We start from the raw sequence: 19,249 nt of genomic DNA, 5'->3' as shown, positions 1-19,249 counted from the left end.
GTGCGTGCGGACAAGGAGAGGGCGATGCCTGATGAAACCGGCGGGGCGCCTACCCGCTATCCGCTTTCGATGCGCCTGCTACACTGGCTACGCGCCATATTGATCATCGGCATGATCTGGTCTGGCTGGTTCATGACGGGCCTGCCCGACGAAGCGACGGCCAAGTTCGCGGTGTTCTACCCCAATCACAAGCAATTTGGTGTTCTGGTCTGGCTGCTCGCGCTGGTCCACCTCGGGCTGCGCTACCAGTATCGCCGCCATCTGCCACACCCGCCGGTGGGCCTCAGGCCCTGGGAGCGCGTGCTTTCCCACGTAGTCCACCGTGCGATCATGGTGCTGACGCTGCTGACCCCGCTGCTGGGCTATGCGATGTCGGCCAGCTTTACCCAGAGCGACGGCGTGCCTTTCTTCGGGATGGGCCAGGTGCCCGAGCTGTTGCCCAAGAACGACAAGGCCTTTGCGCTGTTCGACACGCTGCACGGGTGGAGTGCCTATACGCTCGCCGCGCTCGTGGTGCTTCACGTGGCTGGCGCGCTCAAGCACCGGCTGCACGATCGCGGCGGCGATACCGACGTGCTCGCACGGATGGTGTGATCGCCCATTCAACGAAAGATCCTGCCATGACCAACCCTGTCCACCACCTGCTGCATCCCGACGCCTTCGATGCGGCGGGCCTGGCCGTGACCAATCCTGCCGATGGCAGCATCATCGCCACGGTGCGCCGCTATGACGTGGCCGCGCTCACCGCGATCATCGAGGCCGCTGACGGCGCGCGCCATGCGTGGGCTGCGCGCACTGCCAAGGAACGCAGCGACGTGCTGCGCGCCTGGTTTAACGCCATGGTCGAGAACGCGGAGGCGCTGGCGCTGTTGATGACGCTGGAAAGCGGCAAGCCGCTTGAGGAGTCGCGGGGAGAGGTGCGCTATGGCGCAGGTTACATCGAATGGTTCTCCGAAGAGGCGCGTCGCGCCTATGGCGAGGTGATCCCCAGTTTTGCACCGGGCAAGCGCGTGCTGACGCTGCGCCAGCCGGTGGGAACCTGCGCGGCGATCACCCCTTGGAACTTCCCGCTGGCGATGATCACCCGCAAGGTCGCGCCGGCCCTGGCAGCAGGCTGCTCGATCGTGGTCAAGCCGGCCGAGGCGACGCCGCTGTCCGCGCTCGCGCTGGAGGCGCTGGCCCACCGCGCCGGGGTGCCGCGCGATCTGTTTCGCGTGACCCCGGCGGTGCGCTCGTCAGAGGCGGGAGATCTGTTCTGCAGCCATCCGCTGGTGCGCAAGATCAGCTTCACCGGCTCAACCGAGGTGGGCAAGGTCATCATGGCCAAGGCTGCCGCACAGGTGAAGCGGCTCAGCCTCGAACTCGGCGGCAACGCGCCCTTCGTGGTGTTCGACGATGCCGACATCGCGCGCGCTGTCGATGGTGCCATAGCCTCGCGCTTCCGCAATGCCGGGCAGACCTGTGTCTGTGCCAACCGCTTCCTCGTGCAGGACGGCGTCTACGATTCTTTCGTCGCGGCCCTGACGGCGCGGGTAGACGCGTTGCGCGTGGCCGATGGGCGCACCGAGGGAGGGGCGATGGGCTCGTTGATCGATGGCAAGGCGGTCACCCGCGTAGCCGGGCTGGTCGAAGCCGCAGTGGGCGAGGGCGCGCGCGAGGTCAGCCACGGGCGCGATGGGCCCCGGCACGGTGCCTTCCATCGTCCGGTCGTGCTGGCGGGGGTGACCCCGGCCATGGCCATTGCGCACGAGGAAATCTTCGGCCCGGTGGCGCCGGTCATCCGCTTTACCGACGAGGCCGAAGCGCTGCGCATCGCCAACGATACCCCGTTCGGCCTTGCTGCCTATGTCTATACCGCCGATGTCGCGCGCCAGTGGCGCATGATGGAGGGGCTCGAATACGGCATGGTCGGGGTGAACGACGGGCTGATCTCGAGCGAGGTCGCGCCGTTCGGCGGGGTCAAGGAATCGGGCTTCGGCCGAGAAGGATCGAGCCATGGCTTGGCCGATTACATGTCCATCAAGTACTGCCTCGTCGGTGGCTTGTGACATGAGCCAGAACTATTCCGCCTCTTCGGCTGATGGAACCGACGACCCGGCTTTCGTACGTGGTCTGGCGCTCCGGAAAGATGTGCTTGGCGCGGCCTATGTTGAGCAGGCCATGGCCGGCGCGGACGATTTCTCGCGCCCGATGCAGGAGTTGTCGACGCGCTGGTGCTGGGGTGAGACTTGGTCGCGCCCGGGGCTTACCCGGCGCGAGCGCAGCCTGCTCAATCTCGGCATGATCAGCGCGCTCAACCGCCCGCACGAGCTGCGGCTCCACGTCAAGGCGGCACTGCGCAACGGTCTGACGCGCGAGGAGATTCGCGAGGCCCTGCTGCAGGTGGCAGTCTATTGCGGCGTGCCGGCCGGCATCGATTCCACCCGTATCGCGCGCGAAGCCATCGCCGAATTTGATGCCGAGGTTGCCGCCGCCGCCGCGCAATAGGCTGGGCTTTGGCCTTCCGTGTAACGGCATCGTGGGTAACCGTTGCGTGCAGCCGTTGCGGGGCGCTGCGCCAACCGTCGCGTAACTTGTGCGGGCCGGGCCGCTGCGCTTCCTCCCTTGTCGAGAACAGACGAGGGAGGAAGCGCCATGCGCCGCACATCGATCATGCTTGTCGCCATTAGCGCACTGGCGTTTGCCGCCGGCGCGGCCCGCGCCGCCGAAACCGCCGAACCTGCCGCCCCGTCGCCCGATGGACCGCCGCAAATCGTGGTCGCCGCCTCGACCCAGGACATGCTTGGCACCGCCACCACATCGAGCGAGGGCGTGATCACCCGCCAGGAAATCGAGCGGCGGCCGGCCTATCGTGTCGGGCAGTACCTGGAGGCGATCCCCGGCTTGTCGGTGACCTCGCACAGCGGCGAGGGCAAGGCCAACCAGTACCTCCTGCGTGGGTTCAACCTTGACCATGGCACCGACTTTGCCACCTTTGTCGATGGCATGCCGGTTAACCAGCGCACCCATGCGCATGGCCAAGGCTACACCGATCTCAACTTCCTCATGCCCGAACTGTTTGGCGGGATCGCCTTTACCAAGGGCCCTTACTTCGCCGCTGTCGGGGACTTTGCCGCGGTGGGATCGGCGCGGCTGAGCCTGGTCGACAGCTTGCGGCCCATGCTCTCGCTTTCTGCCGGCACTGTAGGCGATCGCCGCGTGTTCGCGGGCGGATCTGTGGCACTGCGCGGGGGCACCACGCTGCTAGCTGCGGGGGAATACTTCCATCTCGATGGCCCGTGGGACAACCCCGATAACTTGCGCCGCTTCAACGGGGTTATGCGTTTGTCGCATGGCACTGCCGAGGATGGCTGGTCAGCAACGGCGATGGCCTATTCGGGGCGCTGGAACGCCACCACCGACCAGCCGCTGCGCGCGGTGGAGCAGGGATTGATCGGACGCTTCGGCTCGCTTGATCCCAGCGATGGGGGGATATCGCAGCGCCTGTCGCTGTCGCTGCACTACGCCCGGCCCTTGTCCAGCGCCGACCAACTCACTGCCGAGGTCTATGGCGTGCGCCAGCGCCTGACGTTGTGGAGCAACTTCACCCACTACCTTGATGATCCGGTCAACGGCGATCAGCATGCGCAGAACGATCGACGCTGGATCGCGGGCGGCCGCCTTGCGCTGGCGCACCGCTTTGCGACCGGTGGGATCGAGCAGACGCTGACCATCGGGATCGACGGACGCTTTGATGCGATTCGCGTCGATCTGGCGCACACCCGCCGTCGGGTATTGCTGAGCACCGACCGCGACGACCAGGTCACGGAGGCGAGCTTTGGCGCTTATGCCGAACACAAGGCGCAGTGGCGTCCCTGGCTGCGCAGCGTGCTCGGCCTGCGCGTCGATCGTTTCCAGGTTGTCGACCAAGACCTGGTGCGCGCTGTGCGTGGGCATGAGCATGCCGCGCTGTGGCAGCCCAAAGGCAGCATAATCCTTGGCCCTTGGGCGCGGACCGAGTTCTACGTCTCGGCCGGGCGCGGGTTTCATTCCAACGACGGCCGTGCCGGCCTCGTCACCGCGGACGATGGCAGCACCAGCCTCGTGCGGCCACCGCTACTGGTCGGCGCGACCAGCGTGGAGGCGGGCGTGCGCAGCAATCTCGTGCACCAGCTGACGCTTGCGGCCACCGTGTTCCAGATCGATTTCGCTTCAGAGCTGACCTATTCGGCCGATGCCGGGCAGACCGAGGCGGGGCGGCCCAGCCGGCGCCGCGGCCTGGAGCTTAGCGCCCAGTACCGCCCGCTGCCCTGGCTCGAACTCAATTCCAACCTGGCGTTCAGCCATGCGCGCTATCGCGATGGTGATCCCGCCACCCGCTTTATCGAAGACGCTCCCGGCTTCATCGGTGCTGCTGGCGTACTGATCGACAATCTCGGGCGCTGGTCGGGCGCCCTTACGTGGCGGCGGCTCGGCCCGCATCCGCTGACCGACGACAACAGCCAGCGTTCGCCCGGCTATGGCGAGGTAAACCTCTCGGCGGGCTATCAGTTGACGCAGCGCGTCAACCTGCGGGCCGATATCTACAACCTGTTCGGCAGCCGCGACGATGCGGCCGACTATTACTACGTCAGCCGGCTGCCCGGCGAGCCTACTGCCGGAGTGGCCGGCATCAGCGCCCATCCGCTGGAACCGCGTTCGCTGCGCGTGACGCTCATGGCCACCCTGTGACGCCGTTGCGCGCGCGCTGTTCCGGTATTGCAACGGTTTCGAACGTCCCGGCGCCCGGCGCGACGGCTAGAGCAGGCGAACAAGCAAACCTGACCGTCCACGCATCGAGGGGAGACCTTGCGCCATGTCCATCCAAACCTTCGGCGATTGGCTCTATGCCACGCCGATCTCGACCACGTTCCGGGAGACGACGTGGATCATCCCCACCGTGCAGAGCCTGCATATCCTGGCGATTGCGGTGGTCGTGGGCTCGGCACTGGTCTCGGAACTGCGCCTCGCCGGTGTGCTCGCCACGGACGAGAGCCCCGCGCGCGTGGTGCGGCGCTATCTGCCGTGGATATGGTCGGCGCTGGTCGTGCTGTTGGCCAGTGGCATGCTGCTGATCGTCGCCGAGCCGGCGCGTACCCTGGGCAACACGGTGTTCTGGGCCAAGATGGCGCTGGTGCTGCTGGCGTTCCTTGCCACGCTGCTGCTGCGCCGCCCACTGCTGCGCGACGAGGCGCGGCCTGCGGCCAAGACGGTGGCCTGGCTGCTGCTGGTGGTGTGGATCGCGGTCATCTTCTGCGGCCGCTTCATCGCTTACACCTGAACGGCGCCCCGCAACCGTCACGCTAACCAGAAAAACCCGGGGGAGCCCAACCCATGACTCTGCAAACCACGCTGCAAAGCATCTACGACCTGCCACTCTCGAACGCCATTCGCGAGAACGCCAACGCCTTCCCCGTGCTCGAATCACTGCACGTGTTGGCAATTACCCTTGTCTTCGGCACGATCCTGATCGTTGACCTGCGGCTCGTCGGCTATGCTTCGCACCGGCGCAGCGCCAATCGCCTGATCACCGAGCTGCTGCCTTTCACATGGGGCGCCTTCGTCGTCGCGATCATCACCGGTAGCCTGCTCTTCGCTTCCAACGCGGTGGCCTATGCCGCCAATACCGAGTTCCGGCTCAAACTGCTGGCAATCTTGGCGGCGGGCATCAACATGGCAATCTTCCACGCTACCACCCAGCGCACGATCGCGCAGTGGGACGAAACCGCCGCGCCACCCTTTGCCGCGCGCGCCGCCGGTGTGCTCTCGCTGGTGCTGTGGACGCTGGTGATCTTCCTCGGCCGCTGGATCGGCTTCACCCTCGACGTGCTGTTCTAAAAACCCCACTCCCAGGAGCGCCTGCCCGTGTCCCTAACTCGTCGTGCCATCATCCTTGTCGCCTCAGCCGCTATGATAACGCTGGCATCGGCCGGCCCGGCCATGGCCCACCATTCGTTCGCAATGTTCGACCAGACCAAGCAGGTTGAATTGCGCGGTGTCATGGTGAGCAGGTTTACCTGGACCAACCCCCACGCCTTCGTCGTCGCGCAGGCGGGGGGGACGACTTATGCACTTGAGTGCAGCAGCCCCAACCTGATGACCCATGCTGGCTGGAGCTTTTCGACGCTCAAGGCGGGCGACAAGGTCGACATCGTGTTCTACCCGCTGCGCAACGGCAAGCCAGGAGGCATGCTCAAGACCGTCAAGCTGCCAGACGGCAAGGTGCTGAGCGGCTGGTAAGCGCTGCCCGCAACCCAGCCTGCCCTTCGGGTGGCAGGGTTGCGGGTGGGCGATTTCAGAATCCCGCCCTGGTCCGATCCAGCCGCAGGCATATCGCGCGCGGTTCGGTGAACGCCTGCAGCGCCTCGCTGCCGAACTCGCGGCCCACGCCCGACAGCTTGCTGCCGCCGAACGGCATCGCCAGGTCGAGAACGTTGTGCGTGTTGATCCACACCGTTCCTGCATCGATCCGTTCGGCCAGCAGATGGGCCGTATCGATGTCCTGTGTCCACACGCTGGCGGCCAGGCCATAGGGCGTGTCGTTGGCAATGCGGACGATGTCGGCGCGGTCGGTGATTTTCACCGCGCACACCACCGGCCCGAAGATTTCCTCGCGCATCACGCTCATCCCGGCCTCGACCCCGGCAAGCACGGTCGGCCGATAGAACCAGCCCGGACCGCTGGCCGCGCAAGCGCCCTCCAGTGGATGTGCGCCTTCGGCAAGCCCCGCTTCGACAAGCGCTGCCACGCGATCACGTTGGCGGGCGGAAATCAGCGGGCCCATCTGGGTGTCAGCAGCAAATGGCGAGCCCAGGCGCAAGTCGCGTGCGATGCGGCACACCCCCTCGATCACCGCGTCATGGACCGGCGCCTCGACCAGCAGGCGCGAGCCAGCGGTGCAGATCTGCCCGGAATTGGCGAAAATTGCCGCTGCCGCGCCGGGGATGGCCTTGTCGAGATCGGCATCGGCCAGCACGATCGTGGGAGACTTGCCCCCCAGTTCGAGCGTGACGCGCTTCATCGTGCGTGCCGCTTCGGTCAGGATCGCTTGCCCGGTGGCGTTGGAGCCCGTGAACGCGATCTTGCGCACCAGCGGATGCGCCACCAGCGGCACGCCGACAGCGGCGCCGGTGCCGGTGACGATGTTCACCGCCCCGGCGGGAAAGCCAGCCTCGAGGATCAGTTCGCCCAGCCGCAGCGCGGTGAGCGAGGTTTCTTCCGATGGCTTGAGCACGATCGTGCAGCCGAAGGCGATGGCCGGCGCGATCTTCTGGATTGCTTGGCCGATCGGGAAGTTCCACGGCGTGATGCCCGCGACGACGCCAACGGGGCGGCGCTGGGTGAACGCGCGGTAGAGCGCTGCCTCCTCGACCAACGGCGAATGCGAGACGGTCTCCCCGGCGATCTTGGAGGCCCAACCGGCGAAATAGCGCAGTCCGTCGATGGTGAACTGCAGGTCGATTGCCTGCGTCACCGCGAGCAGCTTGCCGCTATCGAGTGATTCGAGCGCGGCGAGATCGTCGCGCTCGCGCTCGACCAGCAGGGCCAGCCGCTCGAGCAGGCGACCGCGGTCGAGCGGGCGCATCGACTGCCAGGCTGTGCTCTGGAAGCAGCGATGCGCGGCGCCGACCGCACGGTCCACATCGGCGATGTCGCAGGCCGGTACCTGCATGATCACCCGCCCGGTGGCCGGGTCGATCGCATCGAAGGGGGCGGCCGTGCCGAGCGGCTCGACCAGCGCCCCGTCGATCAGCAATCGACCGGTCGGAAGAGTTGGGAAGGTGGGTGCGCTCATCGGTGGCTCCGCATGGGAAAGAGGGGCAAGGGTTATTCGCCGACCGGGCCTTCGACGTGCGTGGACCCGACGCGGGCATATGTCGCCGGGCGGCAGCGCCGGAGGTAGGTGCCATGGGCCAGGCCGGCGGCGGCGATGGCAATGAACAGCAGCGGCAGGCGGTTGATCACCGGCAGTGTGGTGCCAGTGAGCGTGGCGTAGTTGGCCAGCGACAGCCACGTCGCCACCGCGATGATCACCCCGCTGAGCAGCGGCGCCAGGGTCTTGCCCACCGAATATTCGCCGCGCCGCGCGAAGAACAGCGGTATTGCCAGCGAGGTGGCGGTGAGCAGGATCTCGAGCCCCACCGCGCCCATCGACGACAGGCTGGTGGCCAGCGAGAGCAGCGGGTCGAGCCCGGCCAAGGCGAATAGCGCGATCACCAGCGCGAGTATCCCGGCGAGCGCAAGGCAGGCCATGTAGGGTGATCCGTGGCGCGGATGGACGCGGCCGAGCCCGGCGGGGATCAGCCCATCGCGCGAGAGAGCGAAGAAATAGCGCGCGATGTTGTTGAAGAAGCCCAGTGCGGCGGCGAACAGGCTGGTGATCGTTAAGAGGTTGAGCGCGTCACGCCCGAACTGGCCGAGCGTGCGAAACGCGATGCCCGAAACAAGGTGGCCGGGATCGGCGGCTGCCACTGCCTTGATGTGGGCCGGGCCGACCGCCAGCACCAGGCACCACGACGACAGCACGTAGAAGGTGCCGAGTACCAGCACCGCGCCATAGGTAGCGCGCGGGATGGTCACGGCGCGGTTGCGCGCTTCTTCCTGATATATCGCCGTCGCTTCAAAACCGATGCAGCCGTTGATGGCATAGATGACCGCGATGCCGAGGCCCGGCGCAAAGATCGTCGCGGGGGCAAAACTGCTGAAATCGAGCCCGGCCCAACCGCGTTGCCACAGGATCAGCGCGTCGATCACCGCGATGAGCCCCACTTCGAGCAGCAGCGCCGCGGTCAACACCTTGGCCGCCATCGTGATCCTGTGATACCCCAGCCAGGCGATCGCTGCGATGCTCGCTGCCGCCCATAGCACCCACGAGGGGGCGATGCCGGTCAGCGTGGCGAACAGATCGGCAGCGAAATAGCTCATCGCTCCCAGCACCGAGGCGGCGGCGCAGGTATAGGCAACCACTGCCGTGTAGGCGGCCGCGATTCCAGCCTCCTTGTTGAGGCTGGCGGCAATATAGGCATAGAATGCGCCGGCATTGCGCACATGCGGGATGATCCGCACATACCCTACCGCGAACAGCAGCATGACCGCGCACATCGCGAGTTGCGCGCCGGGCATCCCCGCGCCGTTGCCGAAGGCGAAGGCGAGGGGGATAATTCCGGCCAGCACACCCATCGGCGCGGCGCAGGCGAGGATCATGAAGATGATGTCCCCGGTCCCCAACATGCCGGAGAACAGGCCGGGCTCGGCGGGGGCGTCTTGGTCGGATCTGTGCATGAACGCTCGATTGTGGGGGGCGGGGTGCATCGCCAGCACCGATGATGCAACACTGGCAGGTTTGCGACCACACGGTATTGCACTTGCGTCGGGATACCTTGTATTTTCGGCCAGACCCCCGGCGCACGGGGCCTGCCTGCTTGCCAGCAAGGCGGCATTGGGCAAGCTTGTGCCGATCACGACCATGATCAGGGGAGCCCCGCCGATGACGACCATGACGCCAATGCTCACGCGCCGGAAATCAGCCAGGGCTGTGGCGCTTGCCGCAATCGCCGCACTCGCGCTCGTGCCTGCCGCCGTGCCCGCGCAGGCAGCGGACATCACCGCTGCAGCACCCGGGCCGGCCACTGACGCCGCGCCAGATCCCGCGGTCGTCGCCGCCGTGATGCAGACCGTGCACCACTATGTCGACAGTCTCAACCGAGGCGACAACGCCGGCGTCATCGCCAGCTGCGCGCGTGAATCCGCTATCGTTGACGAGTTCGCACCGTATGAGTGGCATGGCGCCGATACCTGTGCCCACTGGCTGGCTGCGCTCACCGCGCACAACGCCGCCATCGGGCTGACCAAGGGCGTCAACACGCTGCGCAAGCCCCGCCGTGTCGACGTGACGGGTGATCGCGCCTACGTCGTCGTCCCGGCCGACTTCCGGTATACCCTCGGCGGCCAGCAAGGTGCCGAGATCGACGCCACTTTCACCGTGGCGCTGCGAAAGGAAGCCGCTGGCTGGCGCATCACCGGCTGGGCCTGGTCACGCCCCGAGCTCGACTTCGACTATTGAAGGCAGCGGGCGGGTTCGCCCCCCGCTCATGCCTCCTGCATCAGTGCGATGACGCGCAGCGGGCTGCCCGAGCCGCCCTTGATCTTGAGCGGGGCGGCCACGATCACGCTGCCGAATGTCGGCAACTGGTCGAGGTTGGTCAGGCACTGTAGCCCGAAACGGCCATTGCCGTGGAGGATTGAATGGGCAGGTAGCGGTTCGGCAAAGTGGCTGGCCTGTCCGGCATCGGTGCCGACCGTCTCCACACCCAGGCCCACGCAGTCGCGCGCGTGGACGAGGAAGCGCATCGCATCGGCATCGGGGCCGGGCGAATGCGCGCCATCGTCCTGCAGGTTGAGATAGGCAAGGGTGCCCACACGCCTGGACCAGTCGCTGCGCAGCAGGATCCAATGTCGCTTTGGGATGGCGCCATGTCGGGCCTCCCAATCCTCGAGAAAGGCACGCGTCACCACGAAGTCGGCGTTTTCCGCGGCCTCGGCGCTGATATCGATCACCACGGCGGGATGGATGAAATCGCGCGGCGCTACTGCGTCGACCGTGCCGTGTGGCACGTCGCGCCCGGTGATCCAGTGCGCCGGTGCATCGAAATGCGTGCCGGTGTGCTCGTTCATGGTGATCCGGTTCCAGTACCAGGCCGGCCCATCGGCATCGTAGCGGGAGACCGTCTCCATCCGGAACGGCTCGCATTGCCCAAACTCGGATGGCAGTACGATCACCGGGAAATCGGACGACAGGGTATTGGCCAGATCGACCACGCGGATTGCCCCGGTGGCGAGCTGTGCGACAAGATCGGTAAGCAGCGGCGTCATGGTTGGGTCTCCCTGACAAAAAGGGCCGGATCATCGAGCCAGCGGCGCATTGCCTCGCGCGCCACCTCGCCTACGCAGGTTTGTTCGCGCCCCTGCGCGAGCGCATCGAGCACGGCGGCGGCAAGGCGTGCTGGCGCCACTTTGGGTGGAGGCAGCGCTTGGTAGTCGGCATCGTCGGTCGGCCCGGTGAACACTTCCAGGACGCGCACACCGGTGCTGCGCATCTCGTGGCGAAAGCTTTGCAGCAGCGAGAGGCGCGCAGCCTCGGCCGCGGCGAAACCAGCATGGCCGGCATCGCCCGCCAGCGCCGTGACCGACAACACATCGAGAAACGCGCCGTTGGGCCGGCCGGCAAGGATTGGCGCCGTTGCTTGCGCCAGGCGCGCGAGCCCCATGGCCGAAACCTCGAGCGCGCGGTGCTGGGCCAGGAGATTGCCGTCGCGGCTCACCCCCCCGGCGCGCACATGACGCGCGGTGTTGATGACGATGTCGAGCGGGCCGCCGATCCGGCTTACCGTCTCGGCCACCGAGACAGGATCGGTCACATCGAGTGGAAGCGGCTGGACGCCGGGCAGGCCCAGGACGGGATCGTGTGCATCACGCACCGGCGCGGGGCCGGGCAGGCCGGCAACCACCAGGCGCGCGCCCGCAGCGGCCAGTGCGCCGACCAGCGCGCCGCCAACCGGCTGGCGGGCATCGCTGACGAGGACAGTTGCCCCTGCTACCGGCACCACGAAAGTGCGCCCCTGGGGATCGGCGGACATGCTGGTGGCTCCTTGTTCCGGGTGTGGCACTTGGGCGGCATCGCTGGGAAGGGCGAACAGCGCTGCATTGCCGCCACGGTCGAGCATCAGCCGCATCGCGACGCGCGCGCCGGGCTCCAGCCCTCGCGCAAGGTGCGCCAGCACGACAGGGCCGGCATCGAGCTGGATCGAGCCCATGTGCCACGGTAGGCGATCGCGGAAATAGGGATCGGTCGAGACGCGGATCACCGTGTTGGCAAGCACACGCCCGCCGGTCGGCTGATCGTGCCAGGCCAGCGTGCCCCAACACCGTGGGCAGGCGTCGCGTGGGGGATAGGTTGCTGTATCGCATACGGTGCAGGCCTGAAGCACGAAGCGACCCTGCGTGGCACGCGCGGCCATCGCCTGCATCGCGCGACTGCGCGCGCCGGGCGGTACGGGATGCAATTGCGGCCGCGCCAGCGGATCGCGCGGTGCGGGCGGCGGCAGCCGATGGCGCGGCGTCGTCATAGCGCCTCCAGCACGGCAGCGGCGGTGCACACGCCGCGATCATAGTTGACCAGCCCGAAGCCGGATATTGCCGCGCGCCGCGCGCCCGGCACCTGCGCGCCGAGCGGGCAGTGCAGGATCTGGCGCAGGCCCTCGGTCAGGTTCTGGTACCCGCCCGCAGCGCCGGCCTGCCCTGCGGAAAGTTGCCCGCCGTTGGTGTTGAGTGGCAGCGTGCCATCGATGCCGAAGTGCGTGTCACGCAGGAAGCGGGCAATCGCGTCTGGCGGGCAGAAGCCAAGGTCCGCCAACTGCATCGCCACGATCACCGGATAGTCGTCATAAGCCTGCAGGCAGTCGATATCCGCGGGGCCGATGCCTGCCATCGCCCACAACTCGTCGGCATCCATCGCCCAGCCGCCGCGCCGCTGCACCGGATCGTCGGGATAGGCATTGTGGCGCTCGATCGTGGCCATGATCCGCGCTGCCGGCCAGCCGCGCGCGGCGGCGATCTCCGGGGTGGTGACAACGAAGGCTTCCGCGCCTGCGCAGGGCATCACGCAGTCGAACAGGTGCACCGGATCGGCGATCGGGCGCGCGGCGAGGTAGGTATCGAGGTCGAGCGGGCTGCGTTGCAATGCCAGTGGGTTCGAGCCGGCATTGGCGCGCTGCGTGACGCAGATGCGGCCGAAATCGGCGCGCGTAACGCCATGTTCGTGCATGTAGGCCTGCGTGATCAGCGCGAAAGTCGCGTTCGGGCCGCCAAAGCCATAGGGGTAGACAGCGTCCTGCGAAAAGCGCGAGAACGTGGCGAGGGTGTGGCGGAAGCTGTCGATCTGGTTGGTATCGGCCGCGACGCATGCGACGATGGCCGCATCGCCGCACTGCACCGCGCGCGCGGCGCGGCGCAGTGCCATGACTCCGCTCGCCCCGCCGGTAGGCACATGGTCGAGCCAGCGTGGCATGAGGCCGAGATGCTGGACGAGGCCGACTGCGCTATCGGGGCTGGCCGAGAAACTCGAAAAACTGAAACCGTCGAGATCGCGCGGGCCGAGCCCGGTTTCCCGCGCCAGTGCGCGCAGCGCCGCGCCGGCCCAGCCGTGAGCCGGCTCGCTCGAGAAGCGTTGATAGGGCACGGTGATGGGCGCGGCCATCACCACGCCATCGTAGGCCATGCGCGGGCGTTTGGCGGCGCTGCTCATCCCTGCCGCCTCTTGAGCGCGCGGGTATCGAAGAACGCGCCACGTGCCATGCGCGCGCCCACTTCCTCCTTGAGGGCGGCACGCAGGATCTTTTCCGTCGGCGTACGTGGGAGTGTCGTGACGAAGGAGATCCAGCCCGGCACCTTGTAGTAGGCCATCTGACCCAGTGCCCAGGTAGCGATATCGCGTGCAAGGTGCTCGGTTGGCAGTTGCTCGGTCTTGTCTGTCCCGGAGCGGGCAGGGGCATCGAGCACGATCAGCGCGGCCACCTCGTCGCCGCGCACCGGGTCGGGTGTGGCGGCCACCGCCACCTGGCGCACGTGGGGATGGCGCGCAAGGATCGTCTCGACTTCCACCGCCGCGATGTTCTCTCCCGAGCGGCGGATTACGTTCTTCTTGCGATCGACGAAATGCAGGTCGCCATCGGCGTCGCGCGCGACGATATCGCCGGTGTGAAACCATCCCCCAGCCCAGGCCTCCGCAGTGGCTGCAGGGTTGGCGAGGTATTCGCGGAAGAACCCATAGGTGGGATCGGGCCCGGCGCGGCGCACCAGCAGTTCGCCTGGTACGTCGATAGCGACATCGTCGCCGGCGTCGTCGACGATGCGGATCTCGACGCCGGAATCGGGCCGGCCGAAGCACGCGGTCCCCACCTTGCGCGGCTCGCGGTGCGCGCTGATCACGCCGCCGCTACCTGTTTCGGTCATCGCCCAGGCCTCGATCAGGGGGAAGCCGAAGCGCTGCTCGAACGCGCCGTGCAGGGCCGCCGGGGCTCCGGCACCGAAGCCGAAGCGCACACTATGCTCGCGGTCGGCCGGGCTATCGGATGCCTTCATCAGCATGGCCGGCATCACGCCCAGGTAGTGGAGGCAGGTAGCGCGGCTGCGCCGCACCGAATCCCACCAGGTCGAGGGATGGAAGCGGTCGAGCACGGTGAGGCAGCCGCCCAGCGTGATCATGGCCATCAGCGAGACGGCCAATGCGTTCATGTGGAACATCGGCAGCGGTGTAAGCATCCGCTCTGCGCCGGCGTGCAGCGCGATCAGGCCGCCAGTGTCCCGATACCAGTCGCCCGAATGCAGGAAGTAGCTGTTGGGCAGCACGCAGCCCTTGGGTTGCCCGGTCGTGCCAGAGGTATAGAGCAGCGCCGCCTCGCGCGCGGAATCGGGATCGGCCGGCAGCTGCGCCAGTGGCAGCAAGGGACGGACCGGCGCGTCGGGGGTGACGGGGACCATCGCGCTTCCCACCGCCAGCGCGGCGCGTGCAACATCGGCGTGGCGGCCGGGGACAACGAACGCGGCGCTCATGCCCGAGTGTGCGATCAGATATTCGAGTTCGGCCTGGCGCAGGTCGGGGTTGATCGGCACGATCGATGCGCCAAGGCTGTTGGCCGCGAGGAACAGCTCGATAAAGTCGGGCCGGTTGTCGAGCAGCAGCCCTACGCGCGTGCCCTTGCCGAAGCCGGCGGCGGCCAGAACGACCTGGCGGCGCAGCACGCGATCGAGCATCGTTGCATAGGTGATCTCGCCAGCCGCGATGCCATAGATCTGCGCGGTCTCGGGCAGGACGTTGAGGAAGGGCTTGTCGAACCAGCGCGTCGCCGCGGCGGAAAAGCGCGAAAAGACGGTCTCTTTGCTCACGGCATTGTCCTGTGCGGCGTTCGGGGTTGCGGGCTGGCCATCAGAATCGCTCGAGACGGTAGGGGGTGGGATCGAGGAACGGCGTCTCGCCCATGGCGAGGTCTGCGGCGAGGTGGCCCGCCGCTGGGCCGGTGCCGAAGCCGTGCCCTGAAAAGCCGGTGGCCAGTGTCAGGCCGGGCAGTCGCGCGACATTGCCGATCACCGGCAGAGAGTCCGGCGTCACGTCGATCATCCCGCCCCAGGATTGTGCCACATGTGCGTTGGCAAAGACTGGCCACGCCGCGACCAGGTTGCGCATGGCTTCGTCGTTGAGCGCCTGGTTGACCGGCGGATCGATCGTGCGCAGCCGTTCGAACGGCGAGACAGCGTCGGCGTGCCAGCGGCGGGGCAGGGCGAGATCGGCGAAGAAGTCTCGCCCGAATGATACGCGCAGGTTTTTCCACTGCGCGACAAGCGTGGGCAGGTACTTCATGCCGATCAGCAGATGGTCGAGCATCAGTGGTGCGAACAGCGCGCCGCGCTGGGTGATGGTATAGCCCCCATCGAGCCGCTTGCGGAACGAGAAGTCGGCGGCGCCCACCGCGCTGTCGGTGGGTCCGTCCATCGGCGCGGTGCGCAACACCGACGCCACCAGCGGCAAGGCCAGCAAGCGCACGCCATGATTGGCTAGAAAACGGCGCGACCACACGCCGCCCGCCAGCACCACATGGTCGCAGGCAATCGCGCCACGCTCGGTCACCACGCCGCGCACCGCGCCGGCACTGGTCTCCAACGTGCGCACGGCGCAGTTTTCCACGATCACCGCGCCGTGTGCCAAGGCTGCACGGGCAATGGCGCTGGAAGCAAGCGTGGGCTCGGCGCGGGCGTCGGATGGGGTGGCGATGCCGCCGGCCCAACGCCCCGTGCTGCCGGGAATTGCCTGCGCGACTTCGGCCCCGGTCAGCATCCGGCTGTCCAGCCCCTCGCCGCGCACGGTATCGAGCCAGGCCTCGTAGGCGGCCAGTTCCGCATCGGTCCGCGCGACATAGGTGATCCCGGCCTGACGAAAGCCGCAATCCTCGCCGACGCGCGCGGGCATCTGCTGCCACATCCGCTCGGCGGCGATGGCCATCGGCAGATCGGGCACCGCGCGCATGACCTTGCGCACCCAGCCAAGGTTGCGCGACGATTGCTCGCCGGCGATGCGGCCCTTCTCCAGCACCACCACCGGCACGCCGCGCTCGGCCAGTGTCAGTGCGGTGGACAGGCCGACGATACCGCCGCCGATCACCACGACCGATGTGCTGCCGGGAAAGCGTTCCGAGGTCGTCACGGGGGTTATTGCGGGGCCCATCGCTACCGGTCCGCTCAGAGACTGATCTGCAGTTCGCGCACCGCGCCCTTCGACGCGCCGCGCCAGGCGGTGACCTCGATCTCCACCTTGTATTCGGCCGCGCCAAGCGGCGGGCAGGTCATCGTCAGCGTGGGGTTGATGCCGCGCATGCGCGCGCCATAGGCGGTCATCACGGCAAGTACGTCCTTGGGATACTGCACGAAGACCCGCGCGGCGACCACGTCCTCGAGACAGGCATCGACGGCAGCGAGCGCGGCGGCGATGTTGTCGAGCACCTGGTTGGTCTGGTCCGCCAGGTTCGTGGGGATCTCCTTGGTCTGCGGGTTGCGCCCTGCAGTGTTGGACACAAAGATGAGATCGCCCACGGCCACGAGGCGGGAATAGCTCCCGTGCTCCTCGAACTTGTTACCGGTTTTCACCTTGACGACGTCGGGCATGAAATGTCTTTCGCAGGAGGAAGATTGCAGGCAGCGGTGGTTTTCGGGGCCATCTCGCCTCAGCGCAGGACGGGCTCGTCCCAAAGGGTAAGGCGCGTACCGATCCCCTGCGCCAGCGCGCGGCGATAGACGTGCGTGCCCCAGGCTACGTCCTCCACCGCCATGCCGCCGATGGAGAGCATGATGATCTCGTCGGCATCGCGCCGGCCGGGCGCTGCGCCGGCCACGATCGCGCTGAGATCTTCGAGCGAAGCGGCCGCGATCCGGCCTTCGTCGACGAGGTCGAACCAGCGCACGCCCACCGCCGGAATAATGGGGTGCATCGGGCGCGGCAGTTCCTCGCGATAGGCCTCGTAAAGCCCGGTGAAATCGAGCACCTTGCGGATATCTTCCCCTTCCATCGCGGTATCGATGCTGCAGGGCGCGGGCATCGACAGGAACGTGCCCGGGCTCACCCATTCGCGCCGCACTGTGGGATAGCGGCTTGGATCGCCGGTCGGCACCGAGGCGCAGAACGTCGCGATGTCGGATTCGCGGACCACCTCCTCTTCGGTGGCGACCACGCGCACCGAAAGCTGCGGGAAGCGGCCCTCGGCCCAGGTGCAAAACGCCTGCAGGTTCGCCTCGCCGCGGCCCTTGATCTTGACTGTGTCGATCGCCGGGCAGGTGGCCATGAACGCCTCGAGCGAGGTCCGTGCCATCACGCCGGGCCCGACGATGCCGAGCACGCGCGAATCCGGCCGGGCGAGGTGGCGCGCGCCGACGCCGGGGATCGCACCGGTGCGGTAGGCCGAAAGCAGGTTGGCCGACATGTAGGCCAGCGGGGCGCCGGTGTCGGCATCGTTGAGCACGAAAGTGAGGATCGAGCGCGGCAGGCCCTTGTCGCGGTTGGCGACGTTGGAGCCATACCACTTCATCCCCGCCGTGCCGAAGCGGCCGCCGAGATAGGCCGGCATCGCCATGAAGCGGCGGTCGGTGGTGGGCTTGGGCATCGCGGGGAAGGGCGAATTCTCGGGGAACACGATCACGGCGCCGTGCTGGTTGTTGTTGCCACCGGCCATGCGATAGTCGCCATGGTGCAGGAGGTGGAACATCTCCTCCATCGCATCGACGCAGGCGGGCATGTCGGTCACCCCGGCGCGGATCATGTCGGGTTCGGACAGATAGAGGAAATCGAGACGCGGCAGAGCTGGCGTGGCGGATGGGGCGGCCGCCTCGGTGAGAGTGTCGGTGAACAGGTCAGGCACGCAGGTTTCCCATCGTTTGCTTGGGTCCCGGCGCACAGCACCAGGATGCTGCCGGTCTGGTCGAGCGCGCGCCTTGCGACAATTGCAGGCGGGGATTGACGCATTGCAGAATCGGCCACACACTTGCTCCCCGTGATGGCAGACTCCGATCTTCCCCCGTTCGCCCCTGGGGCCGAACATGCCGCTGCCGGCCTTCCACCCGACATTCCGGGCCGCGCCGGGCAGGCCACGATCCGCCTGCTGTTCCTGACGGCGCTGTTCGCCGCGTTGGAGGACGTGGGCAAGCGCATCGACCCGCTGCTGCGCGAACACGGCATGTTCCGTGCCCAGCTTGAGACGCCCTACGAAACCGTGCCGCTGCACCGCTATGTCGCCCTGCTCGAGGCAGCGGCAGCGCGCTTTGATCGCCCTGCGCTGGGGCTGGCGATGGGCGCGGCCTTTGGGCTCGCCGACCTTGGCCCGTTTTACGCGCTGCTGCGCGCTGGTGGCTCCTTGCGCGGCGCGCTGGATTATCTCGTGCTGTTCCAGTCGCGCCTGCAGACGCGCACGCTGTTCGACAGCCGCCGCGACGCCGAGACCACCACCTATAGTTACCGCATCGAGGACTCGGCGATCTGGCCGCGTGTGCAGGATGCCGAGTTTGCCCTGGCAAGCTACGTGACGCTCATCCGCCAACTCACCCACGCGCGTTGGACGCCCGTGGCCGTGCATCTGGAGCACGCAGTGATGGGACGCGAGGCCGCGTTGGCGCAGGCCTTCCGTGCACCGGTAAGCGGCAACCAGGTGACCAATGCGCTGGTGCTGCGCAACGAAGACCTTGATCGCCCGCTGCCGAGCGCCGTGCCGGCCGAAGACCGCAAGCTGCGCACCATCCTGGAATGGCACTTGCTGGCCTTGATGGGCCCCGAGGCGACCCCGGCGGAAAGTTTCGTCGAATTGACGCGGGACATCATCGGGCGCTGGCTGGGCCGAACCCACGTCGATTGTGCGTCGGTGGCCGCAGAGATGAAGCTGTCCGAACGCTCGCTGCGCCGTCGCCTCGCCGAGGAGGGCACCTCGTTCCGCGACCTCTTGCAACAGGCCCGGCAGGCCCGCGCGCAGACGATGCTGGGAAAGTCGGGCATTTCGTTGACGGTCGCGGCCGAACAGCTTGGCTATGCCGACACCGCCGCTTTCTCGCGTGCGTTCAAGGAGTGGACGGGTGTTTCACCAGGTCGGTTCCTGCGCCGGGATCAGGACGAGTAGCGATAACGCTGGGCAGTTGCTGGCCG

At 67.3% G+C, this 19,249-nt stretch carries 18 protein-coding genes; 9 read left to right on the top strand and 9 right to left on the bottom strand.

All coding sequences use genetic code 11. The features are described 5' to 3' along the window. The first annotated feature begins 24 nt into the window (after nucleotides 1–24). The 7 genes from IE191_RS15220 to IE191_RS15190 all read left to right on the top strand — a co-directional run bounded on the left by IE191_RS15220 (nucleotide 25) and on the right by IE191_RS15190 (nucleotide 6,258). Complete coding sequence (locus IE191_RS15220) at nucleotides 25–594, top strand: cytochrome b (RefSeq protein WP_191325237.1); 570 nt, start codon at nucleotides 25–27, stop codon at nucleotides 592–594. A 26-nt stretch (nucleotides 595–620) separates the two neighbouring features. After that, nucleotides 621–2,048, top strand: coding sequence for an NAD-dependent succinate-semialdehyde dehydrogenase (locus IE191_RS15215; RefSeq protein WP_191325236.1), 1,428 nt, complete (start codon nucleotides 621–623; stop codon nucleotides 2,046–2,048). 1 nt (nucleotide 2,049) lies between these two features. Next, the gene (locus IE191_RS15210; RefSeq protein WP_191325235.1) at nucleotides 2,050–2,487 is read left to right on the top strand and encodes a carboxymuconolactone decarboxylase family protein; all 438 of its coding nucleotides are present in this window, start codon (nucleotides 2,050–2,052) and stop codon (nucleotides 2,485–2,487) included. 147 nt (nucleotides 2,488–2,634) lie between these two features. Continuing rightward, the gene (locus IE191_RS15205; RefSeq protein ID WP_191325234.1) at nucleotides 2,635–4,710 is read left to right on the top strand and encodes a TonB-dependent receptor; all 2,076 of its coding nucleotides are present in this window, start codon (nucleotides 2,635–2,637) and stop codon (nucleotides 4,708–4,710) included. Between the two features lie 124 nt (nucleotides 4,711–4,834). Next, the gene (locus tag IE191_RS15200) at nucleotides 4,835–5,299 is read left to right on the top strand and encodes a DUF6644 family protein (protein WP_191325233.1); all 465 of its coding nucleotides are present in this window, start codon (nucleotides 4,835–4,837) and stop codon (nucleotides 5,297–5,299) included. Nucleotides 5,300–5,352: 53 nt separating this feature from the next. Continuing rightward, a complete protein-coding gene (locus tag IE191_RS15195; RefSeq protein WP_191325232.1) occupies nucleotides 5,353–5,856 on the top strand; it encodes a DUF6644 family protein in 504 nt (167 codons plus the stop codon). A 72-nt stretch (nucleotides 5,857–5,928) separates the two neighbouring features. After that, on the top strand, nucleotides 5,929–6,258 hold the full coding sequence (locus IE191_RS15190; protein WP_268249442.1) for a DUF6152 family protein: 330 nt from the start codon (nucleotides 5,929–5,931) through the stop codon (nucleotides 6,256–6,258). Nucleotides 6,259–6,313: 55 nt separating this feature from the next. Here the strand turns inward: IE191_RS15190 and IE191_RS15185 are convergent, their stop codons facing one another. Continuing rightward, on the bottom strand, nucleotides 6,314–7,813 hold the full coding sequence (locus IE191_RS15185; RefSeq protein WP_191325230.1) for an aldehyde dehydrogenase family protein: 1,500 nt from the start codon (nucleotides 7,811–7,813) through the stop codon (nucleotides 6,314–6,316). Between the two features lie 32 nt (nucleotides 7,814–7,845). Continuing rightward, nucleotides 7,846–9,300: an APC family permease gene (locus tag IE191_RS15180; RefSeq protein WP_191325229.1), complete on the bottom strand. Its 1,455-nt coding sequence runs from the start codon at nucleotides 9,298–9,300 to the stop codon at nucleotides 7,846–7,848. 205 nt (nucleotides 9,301–9,505) lie between these two features. Between IE191_RS15180 and IE191_RS15175 the strand changes: the two genes are divergently transcribed. Beyond that, nucleotides 9,506–10,081 (top strand): Cif family virulence factor, encoded by a 576-nt coding sequence (locus tag IE191_RS15175; RefSeq protein WP_191325228.1) that lies wholly within the window; start codon nucleotides 9,506–9,508, stop codon nucleotides 10,079–10,081. Nucleotides 10,082–10,107: 26 nt separating this feature from the next. Here IE191_RS15175 and IE191_RS15170 read toward each other — a convergent pair whose 3' ends face one another. From IE191_RS15170 to IE191_RS15140, 7 genes are read right to left on the bottom strand one after another with little or no spacing between them, the layout of a single operon-like run. Next, nucleotides 10,108–10,890, bottom strand: coding sequence for a cyclase family protein (locus IE191_RS15170; RefSeq protein ID WP_191325227.1), 783 nt, complete (start codon nucleotides 10,888–10,890; stop codon nucleotides 10,108–10,110). After that, nucleotides 10,887–12,143, bottom strand: coding sequence for an SDR family NAD(P)-dependent oxidoreductase (locus IE191_RS15165; RefSeq protein ID WP_191325226.1), 1,257 nt, complete (start codon nucleotides 12,141–12,143; stop codon nucleotides 10,887–10,889). Before IE191_RS15165 ends, IE191_RS15170 begins: the two co-directional genes overlap by 4 nt. Beyond that, nucleotides 12,140–13,321, bottom strand: a complete 1,182-nt coding sequence (locus tag IE191_RS15160; protein WP_191325225.1) for a thiolase family protein — start codon at nucleotides 13,319–13,321, stop codon at nucleotides 12,140–12,142. Before IE191_RS15160 ends, IE191_RS15165 begins: the two co-directional genes overlap by 4 nt. Further along, nucleotides 13,318–14,961, bottom strand: coding sequence for an AMP-binding protein (locus IE191_RS15155; protein ID WP_191325224.1), 1,644 nt, complete (start codon nucleotides 14,959–14,961; stop codon nucleotides 13,318–13,320). Before IE191_RS15155 ends, IE191_RS15160 begins: the two co-directional genes overlap by 4 nt. Before the next feature lie 40 nt (nucleotides 14,962–15,001). Next, nucleotides 15,002–16,273 carry an NAD(P)/FAD-dependent oxidoreductase gene (locus IE191_RS15150; protein WP_229815448.1) on the bottom strand — a complete coding sequence of 424 codons (1,272 nt, stop codon included), beginning with the start codon at nucleotides 16,271–16,273 and terminating at the stop codon, nucleotides 15,002–15,004. Between the two features lie 35 nt (nucleotides 16,274–16,308). After that, nucleotides 16,309–16,731: a Rid family hydrolase gene (locus tag IE191_RS15145; RefSeq protein WP_191325222.1), complete on the bottom strand. Its 423-nt coding sequence runs from the start codon at nucleotides 16,729–16,731 to the stop codon at nucleotides 16,309–16,311. A 59-nt stretch (nucleotides 16,732–16,790) separates the two neighbouring features. Further along, nucleotides 16,791–17,978 carry an ornithine cyclodeaminase family protein gene (locus tag IE191_RS15140; RefSeq protein WP_229815447.1) on the bottom strand — a complete coding sequence of 396 codons (1,188 nt, stop codon included), beginning with the start codon at nucleotides 17,976–17,978 and terminating at the stop codon, nucleotides 16,791–16,793. A 135-nt stretch (nucleotides 17,979–18,113) separates the two neighbouring features. Here IE191_RS15140 and IE191_RS15135 point away from each other — a divergent pair, with 135 nt between their 5' ends. After that, the gene (locus IE191_RS15135; RefSeq protein ID WP_191325220.1) at nucleotides 18,114–19,223 is read left to right on the top strand and encodes an AraC family transcriptional regulator; all 1,110 of its coding nucleotides are present in this window, start codon (nucleotides 18,114–18,116) and stop codon (nucleotides 19,221–19,223) included. Nucleotides 19,224–19,249: the final 26 nt, after the last annotated feature.

Source organism: Novosphingobium pokkalii, from assembly GCF_014652855.1.
GTDB classification, from domain to species: domain Bacteria; phylum Pseudomonadota; class Alphaproteobacteria; order Sphingomonadales; family Sphingomonadaceae; genus Novosphingobium; species Novosphingobium pokkalii.
Note: the sequence above shows the minus strand (reverse complement) of the source record. Positions and strands in the feature narration are given on the sequence as shown.

What these genes read in the sequence shown, in the direction of transcription:
- IE191_RS15220 (WP_191325237.1), top strand. Translation starts at nt 25, where the DNA reads ATGCCTGATGAAACCGGCGGGGCGCCTACCCGCTATCCGCTTTCGATG.
- IE191_RS15215 (WP_191325236.1), top strand. Translation starts at nt 621, where the DNA reads ATGACCAACCCTGTCCACCACCTGCTGCATCCCGACGCCTTCGATGCG.
- IE191_RS15210 (WP_191325235.1), top strand. Translation starts at nt 2,050, where the DNA reads ATGAGCCAGAACTATTCCGCCTCTTCGGCTGATGGAACCGACGACCCG.
- IE191_RS15205 (WP_191325234.1), top strand. Translation starts at nt 2,635, where the DNA reads ATGCGCCGCACATCGATCATGCTTGTCGCCATTAGCGCACTGGCGTTT.
- IE191_RS15200 (WP_191325233.1), top strand. Translation starts at nt 4,835, where the DNA reads ATGTCCATCCAAACCTTCGGCGATTGGCTCTATGCCACGCCGATCTCG.
- IE191_RS15195 (WP_191325232.1), top strand. Translation starts at nt 5,353, where the DNA reads ATGACTCTGCAAACCACGCTGCAAAGCATCTACGACCTGCCACTCTCG.
- IE191_RS15190 (WP_268249442.1), top strand. Translation starts at nt 5,929, where the DNA reads ATGATAACGCTGGCATCGGCCGGCCCGGCCATGGCCCACCATTCGTTC.
- IE191_RS15185 (WP_191325230.1), bottom strand. Translation starts at nt 7,813, where the DNA reads ATGAGCGCACCCACCTTCCCAACTCTTCCGACCGGTCGATTGCTGATC.
- IE191_RS15180 (WP_191325229.1), bottom strand. Translation starts at nt 9,300, where the DNA reads ATGCACAGATCCGACCAAGACGCCCCCGCCGAGCCCGGCCTGTTCTCC.
- IE191_RS15175 (WP_191325228.1), top strand. Translation starts at nt 9,506, where the DNA reads ATGACGACCATGACGCCAATGCTCACGCGCCGGAAATCAGCCAGGGCT.
- IE191_RS15170 (WP_191325227.1), bottom strand. Translation starts at nt 10,890, where the DNA reads ATGACGCCGCTGCTTACCGATCTTGTCGCACAGCTCGCCACCGGGGCA.
- IE191_RS15165 (WP_191325226.1), bottom strand. Translation starts at nt 12,143, where the DNA reads ATGACGACGCCGCGCCATCGGCTGCCGCCGCCCGCACCGCGCGATCCG.
- IE191_RS15160 (WP_191325225.1), bottom strand. Translation starts at nt 13,321, where the DNA reads ATGAGCAGCGCCGCCAAACGCCCGCGCATGGCCTACGATGGCGTGGTG.
- IE191_RS15145 (WP_191325222.1), bottom strand. Translation starts at nt 16,731, where the DNA reads ATGCCCGACGTCGTCAAGGTGAAAACCGGTAACAAGTTCGAGGAGCAC.
- IE191_RS15135 (WP_191325220.1), top strand. Translation starts at nt 18,114, where the DNA reads ATGGCAGACTCCGATCTTCCCCCGTTCGCCCCTGGGGCCGAACATGCC.